This window comes from Dyella sp. AD56 (assembly GCF_002878475.1).
Taxonomy (GTDB): domain Bacteria; phylum Pseudomonadota; class Gammaproteobacteria; order Xanthomonadales; family Rhodanobacteraceae; genus Dyella.
This window is the reverse complement of sequence record NZ_NRDP01000002.1, coordinates 63767-88862: the sequence shown is the minus strand read 5'-3', so window position 1 is coordinate 88862 and position 25096 is coordinate 63767. Positions and strand designations below refer to the sequence as shown.

Here is a 25096-nt window from a genome sequence, read left to right as displayed (position 1 = left end):
TCGCCGCATTGCTCCAACTGAGCCGTCATCTCGGCGCACCCACAAAAGGGGGCAACGGCTGGGGTCTAGTTTCTGTATCGCTTGGTTGTCGCGTTGCGGCGACCTGGCTCGCCTGCGGCGGGCTTCCGAACTGCTACCGCAGTCCGGGTCACTTTCTCTTGCTTGCCCAAGAGAAAGTAACCAAAGAGAAGGGCACCCCCACTTGGCGCTGGCCGGTGAAGCCGGCCAGTTCGTGAGGGGCGGCCGCGCTTTTCGACAGGGCTTCCTGCCCTGGCGAAAAGGAATCGGCATCCATGCCGATCCCCCTACGGGCCTTCTCGTCCACCCCTCACCGCCGCACAGGGGGCCCGAAGGTCAAAAGCGGGAGACGGACGGCTCGTGCAGCGGAGCTGCACATCGCATCGCGGCAGGTCGCGTTGCTTCTGCTCTAGGGCACAAAGTCAAAGAGGACGGACGATGCCCTTTCGTAGCGAGTTCTCCACCCCAACCCTCTCCCCGGAGGGGAGAGGGAGTAGTGCTGTAGGGCTGCCCAATTCTCGGACACTCACTTCGGGGACCACACCGGCAAAGCGCGAAACACAGAAGGCATGCCCCATACCCATCCCCAAGTGCTGCGAACGCGAAACGCCAACATCCACTGCGACCCTCATCCCCTAAACTGCCACTACCCATCGCCCCCAAAGCCCCCAGCAATGTCCTCAACATTCACCGCCACCGATCACGCCCACATGGCTCACGCCCTGCGCCTGGCCGAGCGTGGCCTCTACACCACGCATCCCAATCCTCGCGTTGGCTGCGTAATCGCCCACGGCGAGCAGGTCGTTGGCACGGGGTATCACCAGCGGGCGGGTGAGCCGCATGCCGAGGTCTATGCACTGCGCGAAGCGGGTGAGCAGGCACGTGGGGCGACGGCCTATGTGACGTTGGAACCTTGCGCGCATCACGGCCGCACGCCGCCGTGCGCGGATGCACTCATTGCGGCGGGTGTGGCGCGTGTGGTGATTGCTGGGGAGGATCCGTTTCCGCAGGTCGCAGGTCGAGGCATCGGCAAGCTGCGCGATGCGGGTATCGCGGTGGAAACTGGGCTGATGCGTGATGCTGCGCGTGAACTCAATATCGGCTTTTTCAGCCGTATCGAGCGTGGGCGCCCCTGGGTACGCGTAAAGCTGGCGATGAGTCTGGATGGACGCACCGCGCTCGCCAATGGCGAGTCGAAGTGGATCACTGGCGAAGCGGCACGTGCGGACGTGCAGCGTTGGCGCGCGCGTAGTTCCGCGATCTTTACGGCGTCGGGTACGGTGCTGGCGGACAATCCGCGTCTTACCGTGCGGCTACCCGAGGGCGAAGCATTTACGCCGCCGTGGCGCGTGGTGCTCGACAATCGCCTGCGTACGCCGTCGGACAGCCACGTGCTTGATGGCACTATGCCAACGCTGGTGCTGCACAACGAACAGTACGCACCGGTGGACCCGCGCTTTCAGGCGGTGGAGTTGGCCGTGGTGGCGGAGAAGGGCGGTGCGATGGATCTGCACGCGGTGATGGATGAACTCGCGCGGCGGCATATCAGCGAAGTGCACGTGGAGGCTGGTCCGAATCTGTGCGGTTCCCTGTTTGCAGCTGGGTTGGTGGATGAGTTGTTGCTCTACATCGCTCCCGTGCTGCTTGGTGACAACGCACAACCCTTGCTCGGCCTGCCATTGCTGACGGACATGGCCTCGCGCTGGAAGTTGCGCACCATCGACCGTCGGGTGCTGGGCGACGACCTGCGATTGCAGCTTCGCCCCATCGCCTGAAGGCATTTCCCAACGTCTGGCAGCCTGGATGCAAACCATGACTCCGTCCCATCCGCCGCTTCACGTCCTGAGTGACGCTGAGCGCACATTTTTTCGCGAACAGGGTTACCTGGTACGCAAGCTCCTCGACGATACGACCGTTGCCCGTTACGTTGCCGCCGTGGACGAATCGCGACGTGAAAGTGGCCAGTCGCAGCGCATGAGCAATCTACAGTTTTTGCAGCCCGGCAAGGCGATTCACGGGATCCAGGACATCGTTTGCAACGAAGGTGTCCTCGCCGTATGTCGTGACTTGTTGGGCGAGGGCATCATCGTGGACGGCGCGTCGCTGTTTTACGCCGATGCCGGTGTCGACTATCGGCAGGGCTGGCATCGCGATGTGCTGCAGGTGCCGGACGATCAGGTCGACCTGAGCTGGTTCAGCGATGACTACCACTACAACTACGTGCAGATGAACATGCCGCTCACCACGGATGGCTGCTTGTGGATCGTGCCGGGCAGCCATCGTCGGCAGCTCAATGCGCAGGAGCGGGCCATCTTTGGTAACACCGAAAAAATGGCGCCTGTCGACGCGGCGGAGTTGTCTGCCGGTCAGCAGATCCTGCTGCAGCCGGGCGAAGCGGTGTTCTACAACAACTACGCCGTGCATCGCGGCTGGGGTGGCGTCCTGAAGGATCGCCGTATCACGATCCATTTGGGCTTCCACTCGACGCAGTACGCACCCACGCTGCATTTCGGTGTGCTCGACCATACCGAGTACAGTCTCGACTACCTCTCGTCGCTACAGCCTTGCGTGCGCGAGGCTCTGCGCGCACATCTCGTCGAACGCGCACGCCACCCTGAAGTGAATGTGTTCCACGCCTATCACCAGCAGTTCCTGAAGCAGGAGTTCAAGACCACATGACGACGGCAGCGATACGCTGGGGCATCATCGGTTGCGGCAATGTCACCGAGGTGAAGAGTGGTCCGGGTTTCAGCAAGACGCCCAACTCCGCGTTGATCGCAGTGATGCGACGCGATGGCGAGAAGGCGCGTGACTACGCCGAACGCCACGGCGTGCCGCGCTGGTACGACGATGCCGCGAAACTCATCGCCGATCCGGACGTCAACGCGGTTTATATCGCCACGCCGCCGTCAACGCACAAGCGCTACGCGCTGATGAGCATCGCGGCAGGTAAGCCGGTCTACGTGGAAAAGCCGATGGCGATGGACCATGCCGAGTGCGAGGCGATCATCCACGCGGGCAAGCAGGCGAACGTGCCGGTTTTCGTGGCTTACTACCGCCGCAGCTTGCCGCGCTTTCAGAAAGTGCGCGAGCTGATCTTCGGTCAGCAGGCCATCGGCAAGCCGCGCATCGTCAATACGGTGTTGTACGAACCGCACCATCGGCGTTACCACGATCCGGCGAATCTGCCGTGGCATGTGGTGCCGGAGATTTCCGGTGGCGGCGTATTCATGGACATCGGCTGCCACACACTCGACATCCTTGACTGGCTGTTCGGTCCCATCGTTGCGGTGGATGGGCAGGCCAGCAATCAGCTCGGTGCATACAGTGTGGAAGACGGCGTCGCGATGTCGTTTGCGTTTGGCAACGGCATGCTGGGCACGGGCATCTGGAACTTCGACAGCTTCAAGCATCACGACCAGATTGAAGTGATCGGGGACAAGGGGCGCATCGCCTTCGCCACTTTTGGTGACGGACCGATCCACGTGGAAACCGCGGATGGCTCGCACGAGTACCGCGTGGCCAATCCGTCGCACATCCAGCAGCCGTTGATCGAAACCATCGTGGCCGAGTTGACCGGGAAGAAGGGCGCGTGCCCTTCTACGGCTGAAAGCGGCGCGCGCACCAGTTGGGTGATGGATCAGGTGCTGCGCCAGTATCGCCAGGAAAGCGGGCAAGCCATCGGCGGGTGACAGTGCCGCGCGCTTCCTGCAGGGAAGCGCGCGGAAGCTGGCGGCAATCGTTACTTCGAGAAATCGATGACGATCTTGCCGAAGTGCTTGCCGGTGGCCATCAGGCCGAAGGCATCACGCAACTGGTCAAAGCCGTAGACGCGATCGATCACCGGTTCGAGGTGGGTCAGTTCAACCGCGGCATTCATGCGTTCGTGCGACTCCAGCGGCGCCACCGAAATGCCCTGCAGGTGAATGCGCTTGAGCAGGGCCTGAGTGAGGGTGAGCGATGCCTCGTTGCCACCCATGAAGCCCACCAGCCCGATAAAGCCGTGCATGGCCACCGCATCCATCGATTGCCGTAGCGTGGAGGCACCCACCGTTTCGATCACCGCATCCGCGCCGCGTCCGCCGGTAGCTTCGAGTACCTGCGGGCTCCACTGCGGATGCCTGACATAGTTGATGCCGACGTCGGCGCCCAGAACCTTGGCGCGCTCCAGCTTCTCGTCGCTGGAGGACAGTACGATGGCGCGCGCGCCGCGCATCTTCGCGAACTGCAGGGCGAACAGCGACACGCCGCCCGTGCCCAGCACAAGCACCGACTGCCCGCTGGTGACGTGTGCCAGTTCCAGCGCATGCCACGCGGTGAGTGCAGCGATGGGCAGCGTCGAGGCCTGTAGGGCATTCAGGTGTGCGGGTGCGTGCGCCAGCGCGTAAGCGTCGAAACAGGCTAGGTCGCGCATCACGCCATCATCCGGCCCGCCAGGCTCGGCACCGACCCATTCCGGGCGGATGGCGCCGGCAATCCAGCGCGATTTGTAGACGGTGGTCACCCGGTCGCCTGGCTTGAAGCGGGTGACGCCATCACCGACGGCGAGCACGGTGCCCGCACCGTCCGACACCGGGATGATCGGCAGCTTCACGTCGCGATAGAGGCCGCCTTGGGCCATCAGTAGATCGCGGTAATTGAGCGATGCCGCTTCCAGCTTGACCAGTACTTCGCCGGAACCGGGTTGGGGTTCCGGCAGGTCGACACGTTGCAGTTGGTCCAATCCGAAAGCGGGGAGGCGATAGGCGCGCATGGCGAGACTCCGTGGGGAATGGCGCCATCCTCGGGCTCTACGCTTCTGATGATAATCTCTGCATATCGCACATCATTTGTTCGCTCAATGAATAAATCATTCGAACTGACGCCGACCCGGGTGCGCGAGCTGCGCGCCTTTGCGATTTCCGCCCGGCTGCTGAATTTCTCGCAGGCCGCGCGTGAGGCCGGTTGCACACCATCCGTGCTGAGTCGGCGCATTGCCTCGCTGGAAGATGCCGTGGGCACGCGGTTGTTCATGCGCACCACGCGTCGCGTCACGCTCACCGCGCGCGGTGAGCAGTTGCTGGCGCATTGCGAACGACTGGAACAGGTGATGACCGACCTGGCCGTGGATCTGCGTCCGCAGGATGGCGAACCGCAGGGGCGTCTGTGCCTGCATTTGCCTCGCACCTACGGGCGCGAGCGTGTTGCGCCGCTGGTAGCGCGTTTCATGGCGCGGCATCCGCAGATACGCATCGACGCCACCTATGACGACACCTACGTCGATCTCGTGGCAGGGAGGGTCGACGTGGCGGTGCGCGTGGGTCGGCTGGCGGACGCCAACGTGGTGGCCCGGCAGGTAGGAACGATGCGCCGCTATCTTTGTGCCTCACCGGCTTACCTGAAGACGGCACCGCCGCTGGATGACCCCGCCGACCTCAAGCATCACCGCTGCCTCGAGTTCAGCGGATTGCGCACCGGTTCGCTGTGGCAACTCCATCAACAACGTCGGCGCCGCTCTGTGCGCATTGATCCCGTCATGCGGTGCAATGACGTCCAGGCCGTGCGCGATGCCCTGCTGGCCGGGGTCGGCATTGGCATCATGGGCGATTACATGGGTGATCCACTGGTGACGCAGAAGCGCCTGGTCGAGGTGTTGTCGCCGTGGCAGTTGGGGGAGTCTCCGATCCATCTGGTGTGGTTGCCGGGGGCAGACCGTGTGCCCGCGGTGCGCCTGCTGATCGACTATCTGGTGCAGGCCATGAAGCAGCCTTAAGGACGCGGTGTTCACCACCGTGGACAACGGGCGAGGCGGCCCTCGCCGGGGTTGGTGCTAGAATCCCCGGGCCGGTTCGCCGGCAAAACCACAAAACGACGTCTTCAGGGCGGGGCGAAACTCCCCACCGGCGGTAGGTCCTTCGGGATGAGCCCGCGAGCGCTTCCAGGTCATCGGAAGGTCAGCAGATCCGGTCCAATGCCGGAGCCGACGGTTGGCAGCCAGCGATGGCTTCCAGATAGTCCGGATGAGAGAAGACGGTACGGTGCTCGCCTTCGCTGGCGTGCGCCTGCCTGACGCCTTGGGGCGTTTTTCGCATGTTTTTCGACGCGGGAAACGTTTCATGTCCAAGCATCGTTGCTACTTTTTTGCCGCCTCCCTTCCGGAGGTGCGCTGATGTTCACCGGCATCATTCAGACCGTGGGCCGCATGGCGCGGCTGGAACCGCGTGGCGGTGACGTACGCCTGTACGTCGATACGGCCGATCTCGATCTTTCCGACGTGCAACTGGGCGACAGCATTGCTGTGTCCGGCGTGTGCCTGACGGCGGTAACGCTGGAGGCGCGCGGTTTCAGCGCGGACGTCTCTAACGAAACGCTGTCGCTCACCACGTTGGGCAAGCACAAGGCTGGCGATCCGGTGAATCTGGAAAAGGCGCTGCGCCTTGCTGATCGCCTCGGCGGGCATCTGGTCTCCGGCCACGTGGACGGCGTGGGCAAGGTGGTGTCGATCACGCCGGACGGCCGCTCGCTGCGCTGGGTGTTCGAAGTGCCTGCCGCGCTGTCGCGCTACATCGCAGCCAAGGGTTCCATCTGCATCGACGGCACCAGCCTCACCGTGAACGAGGTGAATGGGCATCGCTTTGGTGTGAACCTTATTCCCCATACGGTGGAACACACAGCGTTCCACGCAAGAAAGGCGGGTGACGCGGTGAACATCGAGGTGGACGTGGTGGCGCGCTATATCGAGCGGCTGATCGCCGGCGGCGATCAGCCGAAGCTTGATGAGGCGTTCCTCAAGCAGCATGGCTTTGCTTGATGCTCGTCGTCCCCGCGAAGGCGGGGACCCAGTGACTTTCATACGCATTCAAGGCGCTGGATCCCCGCCTTCGCGGGGATGACGTATACAGGCGGCGCTACCGTAAATCTCTTTTGGACACATCCATGAGCTTCAACACCATCCCCGAAATCCTCGAAGACATCCGCGCTGGCCGCATGGTTGTGATTCTCGACGACGAAGATCGCGAGAACGAAGGCGACCTGATCATGGCGGCGCAGATGGTGCGCCCGGAGGACATCAACTTCATGGTGCGCGAGGCGCGCGGCCTCGTGTGCCTCACGCTCACCGAACAGCGCACGCGCCAGCTGGGCCTCAAGCCCATGGTGGTGGACAACACCTCGCCCTACCAGACCAACTTCACCGTCTCTATCGAAGCGGCCGAAGGCGTGACTACGGGCATTTCGGCGCATGACCGTGCGCGCACCATCCAGGTGGCGGTGAAGTCGGATGCGAAGCCGCAGGACCTCTCGCAGCCGGGTCATATTTTTCCGCTCACGGCGCAGCCGGGCGGTGTGCTTACGCGCGCCGGCCATACCGAGGCAGGTTGCGACCTTGCTGCGTTGGCAGGCCTTGAGCCGTCGGCGGTGTTGATCGAGATCCTGCACGAAGACGGCTCAATGGCGCGTCGCCCCGAACTGGAAATTTTCGCGAAGAAGCATGGCCTGAAGATTGGCACCATCGCCGACCTGATCCGCTATCGCCTGGAAACCGAAAAGACGGTGCAGCGCGTGTATGAGGGCGAGGTGGATACGGAGTTCGGCCCGTTCCGCCTGGTGGCCTATCGCGATGCAATCCGCCACGGCCTGCACTTTGCGCTGGTGCGCGGCACGGTGGACGACGGCGAGCCGGTGCTGACGCGCGTGCACGTGCGCAACACCTTGTCCGATGTACTGCATTTGCAGCGCGACGATCTCGGCCTCACCGTGACTTCCGCGCTACGCCGCATTGCGGACGAAGGTCGTGGCGCGCTGTTGGTGCTGTCGGGCGAAGATACGGCCGACGCACTGCTGCGCCGACTCAATCGCGAGCCGGCGCTGCAAGCGCCGGAGGAGGCGCAGCAGCAGGAGTGGCGTCAGTTGGGTCTGGGTGCACAGATCCTCGCGGACCTCGGCATTCGCCAACTGAGCGTGCTGGGCACGCCGCGCAAGATGGTGGGCCTGGGCGGCTTCGGCCTGGAAGTGACCGGGTACGTGTAAACGTCGTGAGTCCTGCAGGAGCGCAGGTTCCGCGCTCCTGCAGAAGCTTTGCCGCGCCACGCCACTTCCGCGCCATGTCCCGGTCGGCATACTCCGGACTTTGAGCCAAGAGCCCCCACCATGACCTCACCGACCCTCCGCCTCATCGCTCCGTCGGGCTACCCGCATGACCGGGATGCCATGACACGCGGCATCGCGCGCCTGCGTTCGGCCGGTTGCGTCGTGGAGGGCGTGGACGTGCTGGATCGCGTGGAGCATCGCTTCGCGGGCAACGACAACGCGCGCGTGGCAGACATCAATGCGCTAGCCACGGCGCACACGCTGCCGGATATCGCGCTGTCGGTGCGGGGCGGTTATGGCGCCACGCGCCTGCTGGAGCACATTCACTACGACGCCCTGCGCGAGCGCCTTGCGGGCACGAACACCCTGCTGGTCGGCCACAGCGATTTCACGGCCATCCAGATGGCTCTCTACGTGAAGTGCGGGCTGATCACCTTCGGTGGCCCGATGCTGGGGCCTGACTTCGGCGCACCCGAACTCAACGGACTCATGTGGGAACACTTCTGGCGCGCCGTGGGCGAGCCGGAGTCCACGGCGAGCTGGAGCACCCCGACGCAGGCGACGCTGGACGTCGAAGGCCCACTGTGGGGCGGCAATCTCGCCATGCTGTGCAGCCTGCTGGGCACCCCGTACTTTCCGGCGATCGACGACGGCATTCTGTTCGTGGAGGACGTGGGCGAACCCCCGTTCCGTATCGAACGCCTGCTGTACCAGTTGCACTTGTCGGGCGTGCTGGATCGCCAGAAGGCGCTGGTGTTGGGCCATTTCACCCACTGCCGCCCGCATACCTATGACAACGGCTACGACACCGGGGCTGCCTTCGAGCAGATCGCCCGAGTGGCCCGTATCCCGATCATCCATGGCCTGCCGTTTGGCCATGAGGTGGATAAATTCACCCTTCCGTTTGGTGCGCCGGGCCGCCTGCAGGTGTCGGCAGGGCGCGCCAGCCTGACATTCCGGGGGCATCCGGTGCTTGCCGGGGCGATCTCCCGGCCCGATCCGGGCACGTTGCCCCAAATCCCGTAAAATAGACGGCCCCGCCGGGCCATACCCCAGGAAACACGTTCAATGAAGATCATCGAAGGCGATTTCGCCACGCCCAAGGGCCGTTTTGCCATTGTCGCCGGCCGTTTCAACGGCTTTGTCGTCGAGCCCCTGGTGGCTGGCGCGCGTGACACGCTGGTGCGCCATGGCGTGAAGGACGACTCGATCGAGCTGATCCGCGTGCCCGGCGCGTGGGAAATCGCGCTGGCCGCCCATAAAGTGGCCAACTCCGGCAAGTACGCCGCTGTGATCGCGCTGGGCGCGGTTATCCGTGGTTCCACCCCGCATTTCGACTACGTGGCCGGCGAGTGCGCCAAGGGCCTGGCCCAGGCGGCTTATGCCTCCGGCGTGCCGGTGGCGTTTGGTGTGCTCACCACCGACAACATCGAACAGGCCATCGAGCGCTCCGGCACCAAGGCCGGCAACAAGGGCGCGGATGCTGCACTGGCCGCGCTCGAGATGGTCAACCTTTACGGAAAGCTGTGATGACGCGTCCCGAAGGCATCGACCTGGCCGCACGCTCGCGTGCGCGTCGCCGCGCGCTGCAGGCCATCTATGCATGGCAGATCGGCGGTAGCCGCATGGCTGCCGTGATCGAGCAGTTCCGCCACGAGCAGGATATGGAAGTGGCTGACCTCGAGTACTTCGAGGATCTGCTGCGCGGCGTAGAGCAGCATGTCGAGGCCATCGACGACGCCTTGAAGCCCTACGTGGATCGCGAAGTCGGCCAGATCGACCCGATCGAGCGCGCGGCCTTGCGCCTGGCTACGTACGAGCTGAAGTATCGCCCGGACGTGCCGTACCGCGTGATCATTAACGAGGCCATTGAAGTGACCAAGCGCTTTGGCGCTGATCATGGCCACAGCTATGTCAACGGCGTGCTGGATAAGCTGGCCACCGCACTCCGTTCGACCGAGAAGCGCGGTTGATGGACGGCGCCACGGAAGTTACGTCCGTGGTTCCGGTGCTCGATACCGGACGTTTGCGCCTGCGTGCGCACCGTGCTGAAGACCATGCCGAACGCGTCGCTATCTGGTCCGATCCCGACGTGACGCGTTTTATCGGCGGGCGTCCATTGACCGCCGAAGAAGTATGGCGGCGCTTCCTGCAATACATGGGCTTGTGGAGCGTGCTCGGCTACGGCTACTGGGCTGTGGAAGAGAAAGCCACCGGCCGCTACATCGGGGACATCGGCTTTGCCGACTTCAAGCGCGAGATGGAGCCGTCGCTGCACGGCATGCTGGAGTTCGGCTGGGTGCTGGCGCCGCATGTTCACGGTAAGGGCTACGCGAGCGAAGCGGTAGCCGCCGCCGTGGCCTGGGGCGAGCAGCACTTTGGCGGCCGACGTGCCGTGTGCATCATTTCTCCCGAGAATCTGCCTTCCATCCGCGTGGCCGAGAAAGCCGGCTTCACGCACTGGCAGGACACCCTCTATCACGGCAGCCCGACCATCGTCTTCAGTCGATAAGTCCTGCCATTCCGACGAGGAAGCTCGCCATGGAATTTCGACTGATCGACCGCATCCGCGAACGCACCGCACAGGGGCGCGAGGACGTAAAGCTGGGCATTGGCGATGACGCCGCCGTGGTCGCTCCGCCTGTCGGGCAAGAAGTCGCTATCGCCATCGATACGATGGTGGAAGGCGTACATTTCCCCGCAGGCACGGCGGCTGCCGACATCGGCTGGAAATCCCTGGCGGTGAATCTCTCCGACCTCGCTGCCATGGGCGCGAGCCCTGCATGGGCGCTGCTGGCGCTGACCTTGCCGCCGCAACCGGCGGAACAGCTCGGCCAGTTCATCGACGACTATGCGGAAGGCTTTGCGCAACTGGCGCAACCGCATCGCCTTGCACTGATTGGCGGCGACACGACGCGCGGTGCGCTGACCATCAGCGTGGCCGTGCATGGATTCGTGCCGCCGGGCAAGGCGCTGACGCGAGCTGGTGCACGCGCCGGCGACGTGGTGCTGGTCACCGGCACGCTGGGTGATGCCGCCGCAGGGCTCAAGCTATGGCAACGTGGTGCGCGCGTGGATGAAGGCGACGGTCGCGCTGCGTACCTGATCGAACGTCTTCACCGACCCACGCCACGCCTCGCCGCTGGGCTTACGCTGCGTGGCCGCGCCAGCGCGTGCATTGATGTCTCCGATGGCTTGCTGGCCGACCTCGGCCATATCTGCGAAGAGAGCGGGCTGGGCGCGGAGATCGACGCGGAATTGCTGCCGCGTTCGCCCATGCTGATGGCCAGCTTCGACGAGCTGACCGTGCGGGACTTTGCGTTGGCCGGCGGCGATGATTACGAATTGTGTTTCACCGTGCCGGCCGCGTTGGTCGCCGACGTGCAGAGCGACCTTGCACGCTTGGGTTGTGGCGCCACGCGCATCGGTCGCATGGTGGAAGGCGAGGGCGTACGCGTGCGCGACGCCCAGGGACAATGGCTGGAAGCCGCGCACCGCGGCTGGGACCACTTCGCATGAGCGACAAAAAAATCCTTACCCCTGAACAACGCCGTCAGTTGCTCGCCACGCCGGCCGGCTGGCTCGCTTGCGGTTTCGGTTCGGGCCTCGCGCCGGTAGCGCAGGGCACGTTCGGTTCGCTGGCGGCGGTGCTGCCATGGTTATTTTTACGCACGTTGCCGCTGCAGCTGTACGTCTTCGCCATCGCGGTGGCGTTCTCGATAGGCGTATGGGCTTGCGGCGTGGCTGGGCGCGCGGTGGGCGTGGATGATCACCGCAGCATCGTGTGGGATGAGTTCGTGGGCTTGTGGATCGCCTTGATCCCGGCGCTGGTGGCGCCGTGGTGGAGTGTGGTTGTGGGCTTCGCGTTGTTCCGTTTGTTCGATGTGTGGAAGCCGTGGCCGATTGGGTGGCTGGATCGGCGCCTCAAGGGGGGCTTGGGGTGGTGTTGGTGGCGTTGCGTTGAGTGGGCTGGCGCCTTGGCTCTACTCCCTCTCCCCTTTTGGGGAGAGGGTTGGGGTGAGGGGCGGGTGCTCGCCTTACCGTTTGTTTCGTCACCCCTGCGCAGGCAGGGGTCCAGAGCCCCGGTGTTTGATTGTCGAGTGGCGGTGATCTGGCCGCCTACGCGGCGGGCGTTTCGCCCTCCTGCCGGAGGGCGAGTCACTTTTCTTTGCTTGCCCAAAGAAAAGTAACCCAAAGAAAGGGCACCCCCACTTGGCGCTGGCCAATGAAGCCGGCCAGTCCGTGAGGGGCGGCCGGGCTTTTCGACAGGGCTTCCTGCCCTGGCGAAAAGGAATCGGCATCCATGCCGATTCCCCTGCGGGCCTTCTCGTCCACCCCTCACCGCCGCACAGGGGGCCCGAAGGTCAAAAGCGCCGAGCCGACGGCTCGTGCAGCTGTGCTGCACATCGCATCGCGGCAGGTCGCGTTGCTCCTGCCTTAGTGCACAAAGCCAAAGGCAGAAATGGAGTGCCGCCGTATAGCGAGTTCTCCACACCGGTCGGGAAGCGTAGCGTCCTCTTTGCCTTGCCCCAGTGGTGGGGAAGCGTAGCGTTCCCTTTACCTGATCCCAGTGGTGGGAAAGCGTAGCGTCTTCTTTGCCTAGCCTCAGCGATGGGGAAGCGTAGCGAAGCCTGCTTTAAGTCCTCTCCGCAGCGGCGCGTTGCGAAGCGCTTCGGTGTACCCGCTGTGTAGCGGCGGAGGTTGCCAAACCGCACGATTCCTCATCCGTTCGGGCTTATCCCCACGCAATGCAGAGCTCCTCAGCGTATCGGTGCCTTGCGGTGTAGCCGTATCGCTCAATAAAGAGCTCGCCCAGTGTCGGTTACCTCAAGCCCCAAGGTTCGTATTCAACACGACGCTACCGGAGCTCTAGAGGCCATTTTCTTTGGGTTACTTTTCTTTTGGGCCAGCAAAAGAAAAGTGACTCGGCCTCCGGCAGGAGGTCGAAACGCCCGCTGCGTAAGCGGCCAGGTCGCGGGAGCGCACGAGGCGATAGCCGACCACTAGTGCAACTGGATTCCTGCCTTCGCAGGAATAACGGCTAAAGATGTAACCGTGAGGCGAGCACCCACCCCTCACCCCGGCCCTCTCCCCGAAGGGGAGAGGGAGCGAAGCCGCAGCGCTCCGTGCTGATCAGGCCATCATCGAGATGACGGCAAAAGCCCCGTCGAAGCATCCCCCGCGATAGCGCCCCAAAACAAACCAGCCATCCAAACAACTGCCCCATCCTCGCCATAAATCCGCCACGCCCCACCTAAGCCACCGCGTTATATTTCGATGTTGCGGTTTCCATTCGATGCCAGCGCGTCGAAGCCGCCGGGGAAAACCAGGGATAGGGGAAAGGCGTGAACCGATTGCCGGGGCTGGATGTGCTGCGCGCGACTGCGATCGTGTGGGTGATGATTTTCCACTCGTTTGTCGTCGATGGCTGGGGCCATTTCGGTGGCATCGAGAAGAACGGTTGGATGGGTGTGGACCTGTTCTTCGTACTAAGTGGCTTCCTGATCGGTTCGCAGGTGCTGCGGCCATTGGCGGAGGGTGGCACGTTCCGCTTCGGGGATTTCTACCTGCGCCGTGCGTTTCGCATCCTTCCTGCCTACCTGGTGGTGGTGGCCGCCTATTTCATCTGGCCTTCCATTCGCGAGGTGGATCAGATCCAGCCGCTGTGGCAGTTCCTTACGTTCACGGTGAACCTGCTGATCGAAGCGCGGTATCACCTTGCGTTCTCCCACGTATGGTCGCTGTGCGTGGAGGAGCATTTTTACCTGCTGTTTCCGCTACTGGCATGGTGGCTGGTGCGGCGTCCTTCGGTACATCGGTTCGCGGTGGTCTGCTCGGTCGTGGTGCTGGGGGGCATATTGGTGCGTGGTGGGATCTGGGTGTGGGGGATGGAGCCGCTCGAGAGCGTTGACCAAAATTCCTATAACAAAATGTTCCTCGAGGGCGTTTACTATCCAACGTGGTCCCGTCTGGACGGCCTTTTGATGGGTGTGATGCTGGCTACGGCCAGGGTCTACCGGCCCGTCCTCTGGTCCCGATGGGGGCGCCATGCCAACGGCTTTCTGCTCGCAGGGGTAGCGGTAGTCGGCGGTTCGATCTGGCTGTTCCGTGATCGGACCGGCTTCATTCCCACGGTGCTGGGATATCCGTTGCTTTCCTTCGGAATGGGCTTGCTGGTGTTTGCCGGTGCCCAGGCGTCCGGCGTGCTCGCGCGGTTGCGGGTGCCGGGGGCGGGGTGGCTGGCGGCGGTCTCGTACAGCATGTACCTGTCACACAAAGCGGTGTTCCATATGACGGAATCCGTGACGGGGGCATGGCTGGACGGCCACGGCGTACTGACCTTCGCGGGGTATGCGTTGGCGGTACTGGTAGTGGGGGCGGTGCTTTACTACGGGGTGGAGCGTCCGTTCCTTGCTTTGCGTGAACGTGTTTTGCGTCAGGCGCCGGCAAAGGCGCAAGCCACCGGCGTGATTGCCGGAGCCGGCACGGAGGCGGCCTGACGCGGATCCAGAAGGAAGGTCGCTCCTAGGGGAGGGTGTCATGTACAAACTCGCACGCATTGTGTGTTTCATGCTGTTGTTGTTGATCGTGCCCAGTACGGTGTGGGCCGCTACGGCGGCGCCGGTAGGTCCGTGTCGCATGATCGATCCGTCGACCTGCGCGAACGCCAACCAGTTGGCGCATGCCAATGGTTTCGCGACGGCACTGGGGCATTTCGCGGGAGATAACAAGGTCAGCTATTTCCGCGGCAGCCGTTCGATCAGTGAAGAGGCGCTGGCGGCGTTGGGGGGCTCGTCGCCGTCGGTGCAGACGTTGGCAGGCAACCGCTATCTGTTCACGGCCTGTCCGACGCGCGAATGTGGCGGCAGCGCGGCAGCGGTGATCGTCAATGAGTACGGCCAGATCGAGGCGCTGGGTTTTTCCAGCTACCACTGCGAAACGGCTTGCGATGATTTCCGTCACCTGGACTTCTACGTTCGCAAGGACGGCGACAACGGAACGCTGCTTGCCGCACTGAAAGCCTGGGCGACGGGTGACGCACTGAAGAGCACCATATGGCGTCCCGATGGCGACCAAGGGCTCGACGGGCGATCAAGCGTCCATACGTTGCCCTGATCGGCTGTCTGTGGGGAACGGTCGCCATGGCGGCGACCGTTCGTGCGTCTGCATCACGTGCAGATGCGCAACGCGATGTAGGGAAAGATGAAAAGCAACCAGGTGGCGACCTTGTAGCCGGCCATGCCTGCGTAGTGGATTGCATCGAAGGTTTCCACGCTGAAACGGAACCAGCGTCTGTGCCACGCATACATGCGGTCGTGCAGGGTCAAAAATAGCGTGAACCACACCGTCACCAGCAACAGGTTGAGGACGGCGGACCATCCCAGCACGCTGCGCCATAGTTCGACGGTCATGGCTGCGTCACCGCTCAAGCCTTCGCATCGAGCACGATGCGGTAGCGCGCCTTGCCCTCTTCCAGATGCTTGAGCGCGGCATTGATGTCCGACATCGGGAACATCTCTACCTGAGGCCGGACATCGTGGCGCGTGGCGAAGTCAAGCAGGGTGGCGATGTCCTCGGGGGCGCCCGTGGGTGAGCTGGAGATCTCACGCTCCGCACCCATCAGTTGAAAGATAGATACCGGAATCGGCTCGACGACCGCACCGACGACATGCATGCGTCCGCGCGGTGCGAGTGTGTTGATCAGTGCGCCCCAGTCCAGCGATACGTTCACCGTGACCAGCAGCAGGTCCAGTGAGCGCGCGAGGGCCTTGATGGCCGAAGCGTCACGGCTGGACACCACGTTATGCGCACCGAATGCGCGGGCTTCGTCGGCCTTGGCTGCGGTGGAGGTGAATGCCGTCACCTCGCAGCCCCAGGCCCTGGCGAGCTTTACCGCCATATGCCCCAGCCCGCCGATGCCGACCACGCCGACGCGTGCCGTCGGACTCACCTCGTAGGCGAGAAACGGTTTGAGCACCGTGATGCCGCCGCAGAGCAGCGGGCCGGCGCTGGGCAGGTCGATGCCTTCGGGCAGCGGGATGGCCCATGCCCAGTGGGCGCGCACTTTGTCGGCGAAGCCACCATGGCGGCCGCCGATGGTCGCCTCCAGTTCGCCGCACAGGTTCTGATGGCCGGACAGGCACTGCTTGCAGTGCATGCAACTGCTGGAACTCCAGCCGATGCCCACGCGCTGGCCGATCGTCAGTCCCTTGGCCTGAGGGCCGAGTGCTGTGACGCGGCCGATCACTTCGTGGCCGGGCACAAACGGAAAGCGCGCCATGCCCCATTCGTTGTTGATCATCGATAGGTCGGAATGGCAGATGCCGCAGTAGTCCACGGCCACTTCCACCTGCTCGGCGCCCAGCGGGCCGAGATCAAACTCCGAAAGCACGAGCGGCTTGCCAGCCTGCTCGGCGGCCCAACCCTTCATCGTTGACATGCGGTCTCGCTCCGGTTGGAAAGCGTGATAGGTGCCAAACCCAAAGAGTCTAGGGCGGCTCCCGTTGGTATCGCGTGTAAACCACGGTGATGGACGAACGACATGTGCTCTTGGCATGCTGGTCAGTCACCACTGATCGGAGCGCCCCCATGCAATATCGACGTCTTGGCAAATCCGGCCTGCAACTGTCCGCACTGTCGTTCGGCGCGTGGGTCACGTTCGGCAAGCAGGTGGGGCGTTCGCTGGCGCGCAATCTGTTGGCGACAGCACACGACAACGGCATCAACTTCTTCGACAACGCAGAGACCTATAACAACGGCGTGGCCGAGACCCTGATGGGCGACGTGCTGGCCGACCTGCGTTTTCCGCGCGACAGCTATTGCGTGTCGAGCAAGGTGTATTTCGGCGCAGTGGACAACCCGCTGCCCACGCAGCGCGGCCTGTCGCGCAAGCATGTCATCGAAGCCTGCAATCAGGCACTGCAGCGGCTGCGCGTGGGGCACCTGGATCTCTACTTCTGCCATCGCCCCGATCCGGATACGCCGATCGCCGAAACGGTGGCGGCGATGGACACGCTGGTACGGCAGGGCAAGGTGCTCTACTGGGGTACCAGCGAATGGCCGGCGGAAGCCATCGTGGAAGCGCATCGCGTGGCGAAAGAGAACCATATGTATGCGCCGGTGATGGAGCAACCGCAGTACAACCTGCTGCACCGGGAGCGCGTAGAGCAGGAGTACGCGCCGCTGTACGACGCCTACGGCATGGGCACCACCATCTGGTCGCCGCTGGCCTCCGGCTTGTTGAGCGGCAAGTACAACCAGGGCGTGCCGGCAGAGTCGCGGCTGGCGCAGCCAGGCTACGAGTGGTTGAAGGAGGCGGTGCTGGAGCACGATGCCTCGCGACTGGACAAGGTGAAACGCCTGGCACCGATCGCGGCCGAGCTTGGTGTGTCGATGGCGCAGCTCTCCATTGCGTGGTGCCTGGTCAATCCGCACGTGTCCACGGTGATGCTCGGGGCAAGCAAGGTGGAGCAGTTGGAGCAGAACCTGGGGGCGCTGGCCCTGTTGCCGAAGTTGGACGCAGAGGTGCTCAGGCATATCGAGCAAGCGGTGGCCTGAAGCAAGGTCCTCAACGGAAGGCGAAGCCGGTGTCGGGTCACCGGTTTTGCCCGCGGCTTGCCAGACTTTGCCCGTGCCTCGCCTGATGACGGTCCCCGCCGTTCGCATGCGCTGGTCATCATGCGTGAACACTCCACAAGGAATGCCACCGCATGAAGCTCCTTCGCCACGCGTTATTCGGCTGCCTCGCCTTAACCGCCGCTTCGGCTCACGCCGATCACCCGGAATGGACGCAGCCGCAAAAGCCGTTTCGCGTCTACGGCAACACCTATTACGTTGGCACCCACGGACTCTCTTCCATTCTGATCCGCTCGGCGGATGGCCTGATCTTGATCGACGGCACGCTGCCGGAGAATGCGCCGCAGGTGGAGGCCAACATCAAGGCGCTGGGCTTCCGCTTGAAGGACCTGAAGCTGATCCTCAACTCGCACGCGCATTCCGATCACGCAGGCGCTATTGCCGCCATTGCGCGCGACAGCGGCGCGCGCGTGGTGGCCAGCGAGGTCGGTGCGAAGGAGTTGATGGTGGGCGGCCATTTTCCCGACGATCCGCAGTTTGGCGAGGCGCCGGAGTATCCGCCGGTTTCGCATGTCGACGTCGTTCCGGATAACGGCGTGGTGCGCGTTGGCGACGTAACCGTGACCGCGCATTACACGCCGGGGCATACGCCGGGTAGTACGAGTTGGACGTGGGCGTCGTGCGAAAGCGGTCGCTGCTTGCACATGGTCTATGCCGACAGCCTTGGCGCTTTCACCGCCGATGGTTCCAGTTATCGCTACAGCGACCCGGCGCATCCTGAGCGCGTGACCAACTATCGGCATGGCATTGCCCTGATCGCCGCGCTGCCCTGCGACATCCTGATGTCGCCGCACCCCGACCAGAGCGATTTCCTTGAGCGCGTGGCTCGCCGCGATGCAGGGGTGAAGCCCAATCCGCTGATCGACACAGGTGCCTGCCGCGCCTATGCGGAGGAAGGGACCCAGAAGCTCGACGCCAAGTTGGCGAAGGAGCGGGCGGGGCCGTAAATCAGGTGGTTGACACTTAAATGAGAATCATTATCATCAAAAGTGTCACCACACTCTCCTGCGGAGCTTCATCATGACCACGACGGTTTTGTCCCTGCCCCAGGGGGCCGAAGTACTGGCCCGCCCGTTTCGCCTGCTCAGCCTGAAGCCTTCGGCCCCTATTGCGCCGGACGCGTCGATGCGCCGCGTGTCCAGCCAGGCGCTACTCAAGGGCGGCCGGGAGCTGGTGATCCAGCATCAGGGCAGCGAGTACCACTTGCGCCTGACGCGAAACGACAAGTTGATCCTCACGAAGTAAGTGAGGTGGTGATCCGCGCTACGGCGGGACCACCGACGGTTGCACCGTCCCCCCGAGGGAAGCTTCATGGGCAGGGATGCCTCCATTTTTACCGGCCTCGCGCCGGGCACATTCACCGGGCCTATCGCCACGCGCTTCTTGCCGAACGCCAGCCGGGTCTTCTCCAGGGCTTTTCTCCAAGGAGCAAGATGATGTTTGGCTGGCTTGCGCACGCTTTCACCACGGTCCGGTCCTCTGCCGATACCGGGGCCTGGACCATCAGCCGGACCTCGGTCCCGATGTCCGGCACGGAACTCGCCGCGCACCTTCCGCTGCTGGGCGGCGTGCTCTATCTGCCCGCCTGTCAGTCGTCGCGATCCAATCGCGAGCTCGCACCGGGCTGGCTGGTGGCGCGTGCGGATCTGGCGCCGCTGCTGCAGACGGAGGAGTTGCGAGCGTCGAGCATGATCGGCGCGGACGGTCCGCGCGAATGGATCGATTGCCTTGATGCGGGCGGTGCGTTTTGCGCACGTCTGCATCTGTTGCCCGACACGGACTATTTGGCATGGGATGCGTTGCTTGCGTGCGGTACGCCGCTGCCGGCGGCGCCGGTGTGTCCGGGGGAGGTGGCGTGTAAGGCGGCGATTGCTGAGTTGCTGTGTTTCCGGTCTACGCGGTTGGCATCGTTGAAGGTGTTGGATACGTTGCCGCTGGGGCGGCTCTCGCCGCTGGGGCGGGGTATTGCGCGCGATGTGGCGCGTGCGGCGGCGGTTGATTTGGCACCCGGCTCGGGTGCCTGAGCGCCTGTTTCGCATCTCGCCGTTCGTCATTCCAACGCGTAACCCCAGCTTTTCTCCCTCTCCCCTTCGGGGAGAGGGTTGGGGTGAGGGGTGGGTGCTCGCCTGATGGTTTCATCTCGACCGTCGTCCCGGCGCAGGCCGGGACCCAGAGCCTCGGTGTTTGGTTCTAGCGATACGGCGACTTGGCTCGCCTGCCGCGGGCTTTCGACCTCCTGCCGGAGGCCGAGTCACTTTCTCTTGCTTGCCCAAGAGAAAGTAACCAAAGAGAAGGGCCCCCCGGATGAGGCGCCTATCGGGCTAAAGCCCGATAGGTACGCGTGCGGGTTCCGGGCTTTTCGACGGGGCTCCTGCCCCGGCGAAAAGGAATCGGCATCCTTGCCGATTCCCCTGCGGGCCTTTTCTCCACCCGCACGCCGCCTCATACGGGGACCCGGTAGGTCAAAAGCCGGAGCCAAGAGCGAGAGCCGCAGCCACTGCCGCAGCCGAACAGGCCTTGAGGAGTGTCCACGGACGCTTGTCCGTCTGTCCGTGGCGGTGTCCGCGGACAATTGTCCGGCCTGGCGGGGTGTTCTCAAGTGGCTGAAAAATAGCGAATAAATCGGGAGTTTTGGCTTGGCACGCAGATTGCCTATGTAGGTCAGGGGCCGCATTGTCCGCGGCCAGGGACCCATCCATGATTCGTGATACCTCCGCACAAGACCGCCTGGTCGAGGTCAAATCCAATCCCAAGCGCCGGTTCATGCTGATCGGCATCGGCGTGGCTGTGTTGGCGCTGCTGGCGCTATTCGGTCCGCGCATTGGGCGTCTGTTCTCGGCCGATGCCTCGGTCAGCAGTTCGCGCCTTGCCTTTGCTACCGTCGGGCGTGGCCCCTTCGTGAGGGACATCGCTGCCGAGGGCAAGGTGGTGGCGGCTGTCAGCCCGACACTCTATGCCGTCTACGGTGGCGCTGTGACGCTGAAAGTGCATGCGGGCGACGCGGTGAAGAAGGGCCTGGTACTCGCCGTCATCGAGAGCCCCGAACTCACCAACAAGCTCGCTCAGGAGCAGAGCGCGGCCGACGCCATGCAGGTGGATTACCTGCGCGCGCAGATCGATGCGCGCAAGACGCGCGGCGAACTGCAGAAGGCTTACGACAACGCCAACATCGACGAGCAGGGCGCCCAGCGCGACCTCGCGCGCTATCAGAAGGCGTTCGCTCAGGGGGCCGTGCCCAGCATGGATGTGGACAAGGCCAAGGACACGCTGGAGAAGATGCGCATCACGCTCGAGCATGCCAAGGCCGATCTGGCGACCAACACAGATAGCCTCAACTTCGACATCCAGTCGAAGAAGCTCGCGCACGAACGCCAACTGCTGTTGGTGAAAGACCTGCAGCGTCAGGTCGAAGACCTCAACGTGAAGTCGCCGGTCGACGGTCAGGTGGGTCAGTTGTTTATCGCCGAACGCGCCACCGTCGCCAAGGACGCGCAGTTGCTCAGCGTGATCGACCTCAGCGCGCTCGAAGTGGAAATGAAGGTGCCGGAAAGCTTCGCGCGTGATCTCGGCATTGGCATGACCGGCGAGATCAGCGGCAACGGCAGCACCTGGAAGGGTCTGGTCAGCGCCATTTCGCCCGAAGTGGTGAACGGTGAAGTCGCCGCCCGCCTGCGCTTCGACGGCGCCACGCCCAAGCAACTGCGTCAGAACCAACGTCTGTCCGTGCGCATCCTGCTCGACAAGCGCGACAACGTGCTCACCGTGCAGCGCGGCTCCTTCGTCGACGAATCCGGCGGCAGCTACGCCTACATCGTGCGCGACGGCGTGGCGGAGAAACACACCATCCGCGCCGGCGCCAGCAGCATCGATAAGGTGGAGATCCTCGATGGCCTGAAGGAAGGCGACAACATCGTGATCTCCGGTACCGACAGCTTCAAGGGCGCCCAGCGCGTCGCCATCAGCAACTAACCACCACTCAAGGGACAACACCATGCTCAAGATGACTCATCTGTCCAAGGTCTACCGCACCGAAGTGGTGGAGACCTATGCGCTGCGCGACTTCAACATCAACGTCAACGAAGGCGAGTTCGTGGCGGTCACCGGTCCCTCCGGCTCGGGCAAGACCACCTTTCTCACCATCGCCGGCCTGCTCGAAACCTTCACGGGTGGCCAGTACCACCTCGACGGCGTGGAGGTGAGCAACCTCAACGACAACGAGCGCTCGCGCATCCGCAACGAGAAGATCGGCTTCATCTTCCAGGCGTTCAATCTGATTCCCGACCTCAACGTGTTCGATAACGTTGAAGTGCCGTTGCGCTATCGCGGCATGAAGGCGGCCGAGCGCAAGGAACGCATCATGAACGCGCTGGAACGCGTGGGCCTGGCCTCGCGCGCCAAGCACTATCCGGCCGAGCTCTCCGGCGGCCAGCAGCAGCGCGTCGCCATCGCTCGTGCACTGGCCGGCTCGCCGCGCCTGCTGCTGGCGGACGAACCGACCGGCAACCTGGACACGCAGATGGCCCGCGGCGTGATGGAGTTGTTGGAAGAGATCCATCGCGAGGGCGCAACCATCGTCATGGTGACGCACGATCCGGAACTGGCCGCTCGCGCCCAGCGCAACGTGCACATCATCGATGGTCAGGTAGTGGATCTGGCGGAAGACCCGCGTTTCCACCACGCCGTGACCTCGGCTCGCGCCGGCACCCCGGCCTGAGTATTGCCACCGTACCTCCCGCGCATGCGGGAGGTGGTTTCCGTTGAGTGAAGGACGACCATGTTCGCCTACTACCTACAGCTTGGTTTGCGCAGTCTCAGGAAAAACCCGCTGTTGACCCTGCTGATGGTGTTGGCGATCGGCTGTGGTGTGGCCGCGTCGATGACCACCTACTCGGTGTTCCGCGCGACCTCCAACAACCCGATTCCTGAGAAGTCCTCGCAGCTCTATGTGCCGCAGATCGACAACTGGGGGCCGGAATCCACGCAGCACAACAAGGGCGAGCCGCCCAATGCGATGTCCTACACCGACGCTATCAATTTGATGCGCGACAAGCGCGCCAAGCGGCAGACGGCGTTGTATCCCGCGCAGATGTCCATTGTGCCGGCCGATCCGTCGATGCTGCCGTTCCGCGAAACGAGCTACGCCTGGTACGCGGATGCGTTCGCCATGTTCGATATCCCCATGCTCTACGGTCACCCCTGGTCGGCCAGCGAAGACGAGTCGCACGCCGCCGTGGTGGTTATCGGCAAGGATCTCAATGACAAGCTGTTCAACGGCGCCAATAGCGTAGACAAGAACATCAACCTCAACGGGCGCGACTATCGCATCGTCGGTGTGGCCGACAAGTGGAACCCCGAGCCGGTGTTCTACGACGTCACCAACACCAACGGCTTCGACGATCCCATCCAAGTGTTCATGCCGTTCACGCGCGCCGTGGAGTTGCAGACGGCGACCAACGGCAACAACAACTGCAGTCACGACCCGGGCAAGGGTTGGGATTCGTGGATTCGATCGGAGTGTGTGTGGCTCGGCTTCTGGGCCGAGTTGCCGACGAAGTCCGAAGCCGATGCCTATCGCGCCTATCTCAATGGTTACGCAGCCGAACAGCAGCGCTCCGGCCGCTTCCGCTGGGCGCCGAGCACCCGTCTGCGCAATGTCACCGAATGGCTGGAGTACCAGAAAGTCGTGCCGCAGGAGGCCAAGGTTTCGCTGATGGTGTCGCTGGGCTTCCTGCTGATCTGCCTGGTCAACACGGTGGGGTTGCTGCTGGCGAAGTTCATGCGCCGCTCTTCCGAGATCGGTGTGCGCCGCGCCCTAGGTGCGCCACGCAAGGAGATCTACCTGCAATTCCTGATCGAAGCCGCCGCCGTTGGTCTGGCGGGTGGCGTGGTCGGGTTGTTGCTCACCGGTCTGGGCGTGATGGGCGTGTCGCTGGTATTCGAGCCGGATGTCGCCAAGCTGGCGAAACTCGATCTGTCCCTGGTGTTGTTGACCATGCTCGTGGCCGTGCTGACGACAGTGCTAGCCGCCTTTTATCCCACGTGGCGTGCTGCGCAGGTGCAGCCGGCATGGCAGCTGAAATCTAACTGAGGCGATGATCATGATGCACATCAAGCCTATTCTCGCCGCGCTCAAGCGACACAAGGCAGGCACCATCCTCATCGCGATGCAGATCGCATTGACGCTGGCGATTGTCTGCAATGCGGTCTTCATCATTCATCAGCGCCTGGACCGCGTCCAACGGCCCACCGGCATGATCGAAACGGATGTGATGGCCATTCACAGCACGTTCGTCGGTGTCGTCGACAACAACGCCGGACCACTGCTTCAGGCGGACTTGCAAGTGCTACGCCAGCTTCCCGGCGTGCAGGATGCCGTGTCGATCAACTCCTACCCGTTGCGTGGTGGCGGCTGGTCCACCGGTGTGCGCACCGACGTGGATGCGAAGGACTCCAAGGCTCACACCACGCAGTACTTCGGAGATGAACGCGTGTTGGCAACGATGGGGCTTAAGCTGGTAGCCGGGCGTAACTTCCGCGCGGACGAGATTGTGCAGGCCGATCCTCAATCGGTGCCGGATCCGTCCATCGTCATCGTGAGCAAGGCGCTGGCCGACAAGATGTATCCGGATGGATCCGCGCTGGGCAAGCCTATCTATATCGGCGATACGAAGAAGCCGACCATCATCACCGGCATCGTGGAGCGTCTGGGGGTGCCGTGGAATGCCGTGTGGTCCGATGATTTTTACGAGAACTCGCTGATTCAGCCGGTCATGTTGACTGGCCCCTTCACCAACTACCTGATCCGGTCCAAGCCCGGTCAGCTCGAGAGCGTGATGAAGGCGGCGCCGGCAGCGCTGGTGAAAGCGAATCGCATGCGCGTGATTTCCAAAGAACGCGGCGTCCGCAGCTTTGCCCAGGTACGCGATGACGCCTACAAGGGCGACAAGGGCATGGCGATCCTGATGAGCGTGGTCTGTCTGGTGCTGTTGGGCGTCACCGCGGCGGGCATCGTGGGTCTCACCAGCTTCTGGGTGGGCCAGCGCCGCAAACAGATTGGTGTGCGGCGCGCACTGGGCGCGACCAAGCGCGACATCCTGAGCTACTTCCTGACCGAGAACTTGTTGATTGGCGTGGTGGGCGTCGTGATCGGCGCGTTGCTCGCCATCGGTATGAACCTGTGGCTGGTGACGCAGTTCGAGATGGCACGCCTGTCGCTGGTCTACGTGTTGGTCGGCGTGGTTGCCCTGCTGCTGCTGGGGCAGGGCGCGGTGCTGGCGCCGGCGCTGCGGGCCTCGCGGGTATCTCCGGTGGAAGCGACGCGTTCGGTGTGATCCGGCACGGCACGCTAGGAAGCGTGCCAGTGGCATGAAGTGTT

25 protein-coding genes, 1 pseudogene and 1 riboswitch are annotated in these 25096 nt (G+C 63.4%); of the genes and pseudogenes, 22 read left to right on the top strand and 4 right to left on the bottom strand.

The window, feature by feature from the left end:
- Positions 1 to 148 precede the first annotated feature (148 nt).
- Positions 149 to 295 (bottom strand): hypothetical protein, encoded by a 147-nt coding sequence (locus tag DyAD56_RS23810; RefSeq protein ID WP_158241231.1) that lies wholly within the window; start codon positions 293 to 295, stop codon positions 149 to 151.
- A 397-nt stretch (positions 296 to 692) separates the two neighbouring features.
- Here DyAD56_RS23810 and ribD point away from each other — a divergent pair, with 397 nt between their 5' ends.
- The 3 genes from ribD to DyAD56_RS02565 are packed head-to-tail and all read left to right on the top strand — an operon-like array spanning position 693 to position 3710.
- Positions 693 to 1793 (top strand): bifunctional diaminohydroxyphosphoribosylaminopyrimidine deaminase/5-amino-6-(5-phosphoribosylamino)uracil reductase RibD, encoded by a 1101-nt coding sequence (ribD, locus tag DyAD56_RS02575; protein ID WP_343125286.1) that lies wholly within the window; start codon positions 693 to 695, stop codon positions 1791 to 1793.
- A gap of 37 nt (positions 1794 to 1830) precedes the next feature.
- On the top strand, positions 1831 to 2697 hold the full coding sequence (locus DyAD56_RS02570) for a phytanoyl-CoA dioxygenase family protein (RefSeq protein WP_158241230.1): 867 nt from the start codon (positions 1831 to 1833) through the stop codon (positions 2695 to 2697).
- The gene (locus tag DyAD56_RS02565) at positions 2694 to 3710 is read left to right on the top strand and encodes a Gfo/Idh/MocA family oxidoreductase (RefSeq protein ID WP_102301192.1); all 1017 of its coding nucleotides are present in this window, start codon (positions 2694 to 2696) and stop codon (positions 3708 to 3710) included. Before DyAD56_RS02570 ends, DyAD56_RS02565 begins: the two co-directional genes overlap by 4 nt.
- A gap of 50 nt (positions 3711 to 3760) precedes the next feature.
- On the opposite strand, the gene DyAD56_RS02560 is transcribed toward DyAD56_RS02565, so the two are convergent.
- Complete coding sequence (locus tag DyAD56_RS02560; protein WP_102301191.1) at positions 3761 to 4771, bottom strand: NAD(P)-dependent alcohol dehydrogenase; 1011 nt, start codon at positions 4769 to 4771, stop codon at positions 3761 to 3763.
- A gap of 87 nt (positions 4772 to 4858) precedes the next feature.
- Here DyAD56_RS02560 and DyAD56_RS02555 point away from each other — a divergent pair, with 87 nt between their 5' ends.
- The 11 genes and pseudogenes from DyAD56_RS02555 (at position 4859) to DyAD56_RS02505 (ending at position 15201) form a co-directional block, all read left to right on the top strand.
- Positions 4859 to 5770, top strand: a complete 912-nt coding sequence (locus DyAD56_RS02555) for a LysR family transcriptional regulator (RefSeq protein WP_102301190.1) — start codon at positions 4859 to 4861, stop codon at positions 5768 to 5770.
- Positions 5771 to 5866: 96 nt separating this feature from the next.
- A riboswitch (FMN riboswitch) is annotated at positions 5867 to 6033 on the top strand.
- 133 nt (positions 6034 to 6166) lie between these two features.
- On the top strand, positions 6167 to 6808 hold the full coding sequence (locus DyAD56_RS02550) for a riboflavin synthase (protein WP_102301189.1): 642 nt from the start codon (positions 6167 to 6169) through the stop codon (positions 6806 to 6808).
- Between the two features lie 125 nt (positions 6809 to 6933).
- Positions 6934 to 8025, top strand: coding sequence for a bifunctional 3,4-dihydroxy-2-butanone-4-phosphate synthase/GTP cyclohydrolase II (gene ribBA, locus DyAD56_RS02545; RefSeq protein WP_102301188.1), 1092 nt, complete (start codon positions 6934 to 6936; stop codon positions 8023 to 8025).
- Positions 8026 to 8145: 120 nt separating this feature from the next.
- Positions 8146 to 9111 (top strand): muramoyltetrapeptide carboxypeptidase, encoded by a 966-nt coding sequence (gene ldcA, locus DyAD56_RS02540; RefSeq protein WP_102301187.1) that lies wholly within the window; start codon positions 8146 to 8148, stop codon positions 9109 to 9111.
- A gap of 42 nt (positions 9112 to 9153) precedes the next feature.
- Positions 9154 to 9615 (top strand): 6,7-dimethyl-8-ribityllumazine synthase, encoded by a 462-nt coding sequence (ribE, locus tag DyAD56_RS02535; protein WP_102301186.1) that lies wholly within the window; start codon positions 9154 to 9156, stop codon positions 9613 to 9615.
- Positions 9615 to 10058, top strand: coding sequence for a transcription antitermination factor NusB (gene nusB / locus DyAD56_RS02530; protein ID WP_199043799.1), 444 nt, complete (start codon positions 9615 to 9617; stop codon positions 10056 to 10058). The genes ribE and nusB overlap by 1 nt, the downstream gene beginning before the upstream one ends.
- Positions 10058 to 10597, top strand: a complete 540-nt coding sequence (locus DyAD56_RS02525) for a GNAT family N-acetyltransferase (protein ID WP_102301184.1) — start codon at positions 10058 to 10060, stop codon at positions 10595 to 10597. Before nusB ends, DyAD56_RS02525 begins: the two co-directional genes overlap by 1 nt.
- A 29-nt stretch (positions 10598 to 10626) precedes the next feature.
- Positions 10627 to 11604 carry a thiamine-phosphate kinase gene (gene thiL / locus DyAD56_RS02520; protein ID WP_102301183.1) on the top strand — a complete coding sequence of 326 codons (978 nt, stop codon included), beginning with the start codon at positions 10627 to 10629 and terminating at the stop codon, positions 11602 to 11604.
- Positions 11601 to 12026 (top strand): annotated as a pseudogene (locus DyAD56_RS02515) (phosphatidylglycerophosphatase A); the annotation flags it as partial. The gene thiL and the pseudogene DyAD56_RS02515, both read left to right, overlap by 4 nt.
- A gap of 1404 nt (positions 12027 to 13430) precedes the next feature.
- On the top strand, positions 13431 to 14585 hold the full coding sequence (locus tag DyAD56_RS02510) for an acyltransferase (RefSeq protein WP_102301182.1): 1155 nt from the start codon (positions 13431 to 13433) through the stop codon (positions 14583 to 14585).
- 40 nt (positions 14586 to 14625) lie between these two features.
- A complete protein-coding gene (locus DyAD56_RS02505; RefSeq protein ID WP_102301181.1) occupies positions 14626 to 15201 on the top strand; it encodes a hypothetical protein in 576 nt (191 codons plus the stop codon).
- 53 nt (positions 15202 to 15254) lie between these two features.
- Here the strand turns inward: DyAD56_RS02505 and DyAD56_RS02500 are convergent, their stop codons facing one another.
- Together DyAD56_RS02500 and DyAD56_RS02495 are read right to left on the bottom strand one after the other, a co-directional pair.
- A complete protein-coding gene (locus tag DyAD56_RS02500) occupies positions 15255 to 15497 on the bottom strand; it encodes a DUF6868 family protein (RefSeq protein ID WP_102301180.1) in 243 nt (80 codons plus the stop codon).
- 14 nt (positions 15498 to 15511) lie between these two features.
- Positions 15512 to 16525 carry an NAD(P)-dependent alcohol dehydrogenase gene (locus DyAD56_RS02495; RefSeq protein ID WP_102301179.1) on the bottom strand — a complete coding sequence of 338 codons (1014 nt, stop codon included), beginning with the start codon at positions 16523 to 16525 and terminating at the stop codon, positions 15512 to 15514.
- Between the two features lie 149 nt (positions 16526 to 16674).
- On the opposite strand from DyAD56_RS02495, the gene DyAD56_RS02490 reads away from it, so the two are divergent.
- The 8 genes from DyAD56_RS02490 (at position 16675) to DyAD56_RS02455 (ending at position 25052) form a co-directional block, all read left to right on the top strand.
- Positions 16675 to 17643, top strand: coding sequence for an aldo/keto reductase (locus DyAD56_RS02490; RefSeq protein ID WP_102301178.1), 969 nt, complete (start codon positions 16675 to 16677; stop codon positions 17641 to 17643).
- 152 nt (positions 17644 to 17795) lie between these two features.
- Entirely contained in the window at positions 17796 to 18668 is an 873-nt protein-coding gene (gene bla, locus DyAD56_RS02485; protein WP_102301177.1) for a subclass B3 metallo-beta-lactamase, read from the top strand.
- Between the two features lie 73 nt (positions 18669 to 18741).
- On the top strand, positions 18742 to 18966 hold the full coding sequence (locus DyAD56_RS02480) for a hemin uptake protein HemP (RefSeq protein ID WP_102301176.1): 225 nt from the start codon (positions 18742 to 18744) through the stop codon (positions 18964 to 18966).
- A gap of 278 nt (positions 18967 to 19244) precedes the next feature.
- A complete protein-coding gene (locus tag DyAD56_RS02475) occupies positions 19245 to 19745 on the top strand; it encodes a hypothetical protein (RefSeq protein WP_146010419.1) in 501 nt (166 codons plus the stop codon).
- A gap of 673 nt (positions 19746 to 20418) precedes the next feature.
- Positions 20419 to 21690 (top strand): efflux RND transporter periplasmic adaptor subunit, encoded by a 1272-nt coding sequence (locus DyAD56_RS02470; RefSeq protein WP_102301174.1) that lies wholly within the window; start codon positions 20419 to 20421, stop codon positions 21688 to 21690.
- A gap of 22 nt (positions 21691 to 21712) precedes the next feature.
- Positions 21713 to 22435 (top strand): ABC transporter ATP-binding protein, encoded by a 723-nt coding sequence (locus DyAD56_RS02465; protein WP_102301173.1) that lies wholly within the window; start codon positions 21713 to 21715, stop codon positions 22433 to 22435.
- Between the two features lie 60 nt (positions 22436 to 22495).
- Positions 22496 to 23809, top strand: a complete 1314-nt coding sequence (locus DyAD56_RS02460; RefSeq protein WP_102301172.1) for an ABC transporter permease — start codon at positions 22496 to 22498, stop codon at positions 23807 to 23809.
- Positions 23810 to 23822: 13 nt separating this feature from the next.
- A complete protein-coding gene (locus tag DyAD56_RS02455; RefSeq protein WP_199178864.1) occupies positions 23823 to 25052 on the top strand; it encodes an FtsX-like permease family protein in 1230 nt (409 codons plus the stop codon).
- The last annotated feature ends 44 nt before the right edge of the window (positions 25053 to 25096 follow it).

Excerpts from the sequence above, each read along its gene's own strand:
- DyAD56_RS23810 (WP_158241231.1), bottom strand. The coding sequence starts at position 295 with ATGGATGCCGATTCCTTTTCGCCAGGGCAGGAAGCCCTGTCGAAAAGC.
- ribD (WP_343125286.1), top strand. The coding sequence starts at position 693 with ATGTCCTCAACATTCACCGCCACCGATCACGCCCACATGGCTCACGCC.
- DyAD56_RS02570 (WP_158241230.1), top strand. The coding sequence starts at position 1,831 with ATGACTCCGTCCCATCCGCCGCTTCACGTCCTGAGTGACGCTGAGCGC.
- DyAD56_RS02565 (WP_102301192.1), top strand. The coding sequence starts at position 2,694 with ATGACGACGGCAGCGATACGCTGGGGCATCATCGGTTGCGGCAATGTC.
- DyAD56_RS02560 (WP_102301191.1), bottom strand. The coding sequence starts at position 4,771 with ATGCGCGCCTATCGCCTCCCCGCTTTCGGATTGGACCAACTGCAACGT.
- DyAD56_RS02555 (WP_102301190.1), top strand. The coding sequence starts at position 4,859 with ATGAATAAATCATTCGAACTGACGCCGACCCGGGTGCGCGAGCTGCGC.
- DyAD56_RS02550 (WP_102301189.1), top strand. The coding sequence starts at position 6,167 with ATGTTCACCGGCATCATTCAGACCGTGGGCCGCATGGCGCGGCTGGAA.
- ribBA (WP_102301188.1), top strand. The coding sequence starts at position 6,934 with ATGAGCTTCAACACCATCCCCGAAATCCTCGAAGACATCCGCGCTGGC.
- ldcA (WP_102301187.1), top strand. The coding sequence starts at position 8,146 with ATGACCTCACCGACCCTCCGCCTCATCGCTCCGTCGGGCTACCCGCAT.
- ribE (WP_102301186.1), top strand. The coding sequence starts at position 9,154 with ATGAAGATCATCGAAGGCGATTTCGCCACGCCCAAGGGCCGTTTTGCC.
- nusB (WP_199043799.1), top strand. The coding sequence starts at position 9,615 with ATGACGCGTCCCGAAGGCATCGACCTGGCCGCACGCTCGCGTGCGCGT.
- DyAD56_RS02525 (WP_102301184.1), top strand. The coding sequence starts at position 10,058 with ATGGACGGCGCCACGGAAGTTACGTCCGTGGTTCCGGTGCTCGATACC.
- thiL (WP_102301183.1), top strand. The coding sequence starts at position 10,627 with ATGGAATTTCGACTGATCGACCGCATCCGCGAACGCACCGCACAGGGG.
- DyAD56_RS02505 (WP_102301181.1), top strand. The coding sequence starts at position 14,626 with ATGTACAAACTCGCACGCATTGTGTGTTTCATGCTGTTGTTGTTGATC.
- DyAD56_RS02500 (WP_102301180.1), bottom strand. The coding sequence starts at position 15,497 with ATGACCGTCGAACTATGGCGCAGCGTGCTGGGATGGTCCGCCGTCCTC.
- DyAD56_RS02495 (WP_102301179.1), bottom strand. The coding sequence starts at position 16,525 with ATGTCAACGATGAAGGGTTGGGCCGCCGAGCAGGCTGGCAAGCCGCTC.
- DyAD56_RS02490 (WP_102301178.1), top strand. The coding sequence starts at position 16,675 with ATGCAATATCGACGTCTTGGCAAATCCGGCCTGCAACTGTCCGCACTG.
- bla (WP_102301177.1), top strand. The coding sequence starts at position 17,796 with ATGAAGCTCCTTCGCCACGCGTTATTCGGCTGCCTCGCCTTAACCGCC.
- DyAD56_RS02480 (WP_102301176.1), top strand. The coding sequence starts at position 18,742 with ATGACCACGACGGTTTTGTCCCTGCCCCAGGGGGCCGAAGTACTGGCC.
- DyAD56_RS02475 (WP_146010419.1), top strand. The coding sequence starts at position 19,245 with ATGTCCGGCACGGAACTCGCCGCGCACCTTCCGCTGCTGGGCGGCGTG.
- DyAD56_RS02470 (WP_102301174.1), top strand. The coding sequence starts at position 20,419 with ATGATTCGTGATACCTCCGCACAAGACCGCCTGGTCGAGGTCAAATCC.
- DyAD56_RS02465 (WP_102301173.1), top strand. The coding sequence starts at position 21,713 with ATGCTCAAGATGACTCATCTGTCCAAGGTCTACCGCACCGAAGTGGTG.
- DyAD56_RS02460 (WP_102301172.1), top strand. The coding sequence starts at position 22,496 with ATGTTCGCCTACTACCTACAGCTTGGTTTGCGCAGTCTCAGGAAAAAC.
- DyAD56_RS02455 (WP_199178864.1), top strand. The coding sequence starts at position 23,823 with ATGCACATCAAGCCTATTCTCGCCGCGCTCAAGCGACACAAGGCAGGC.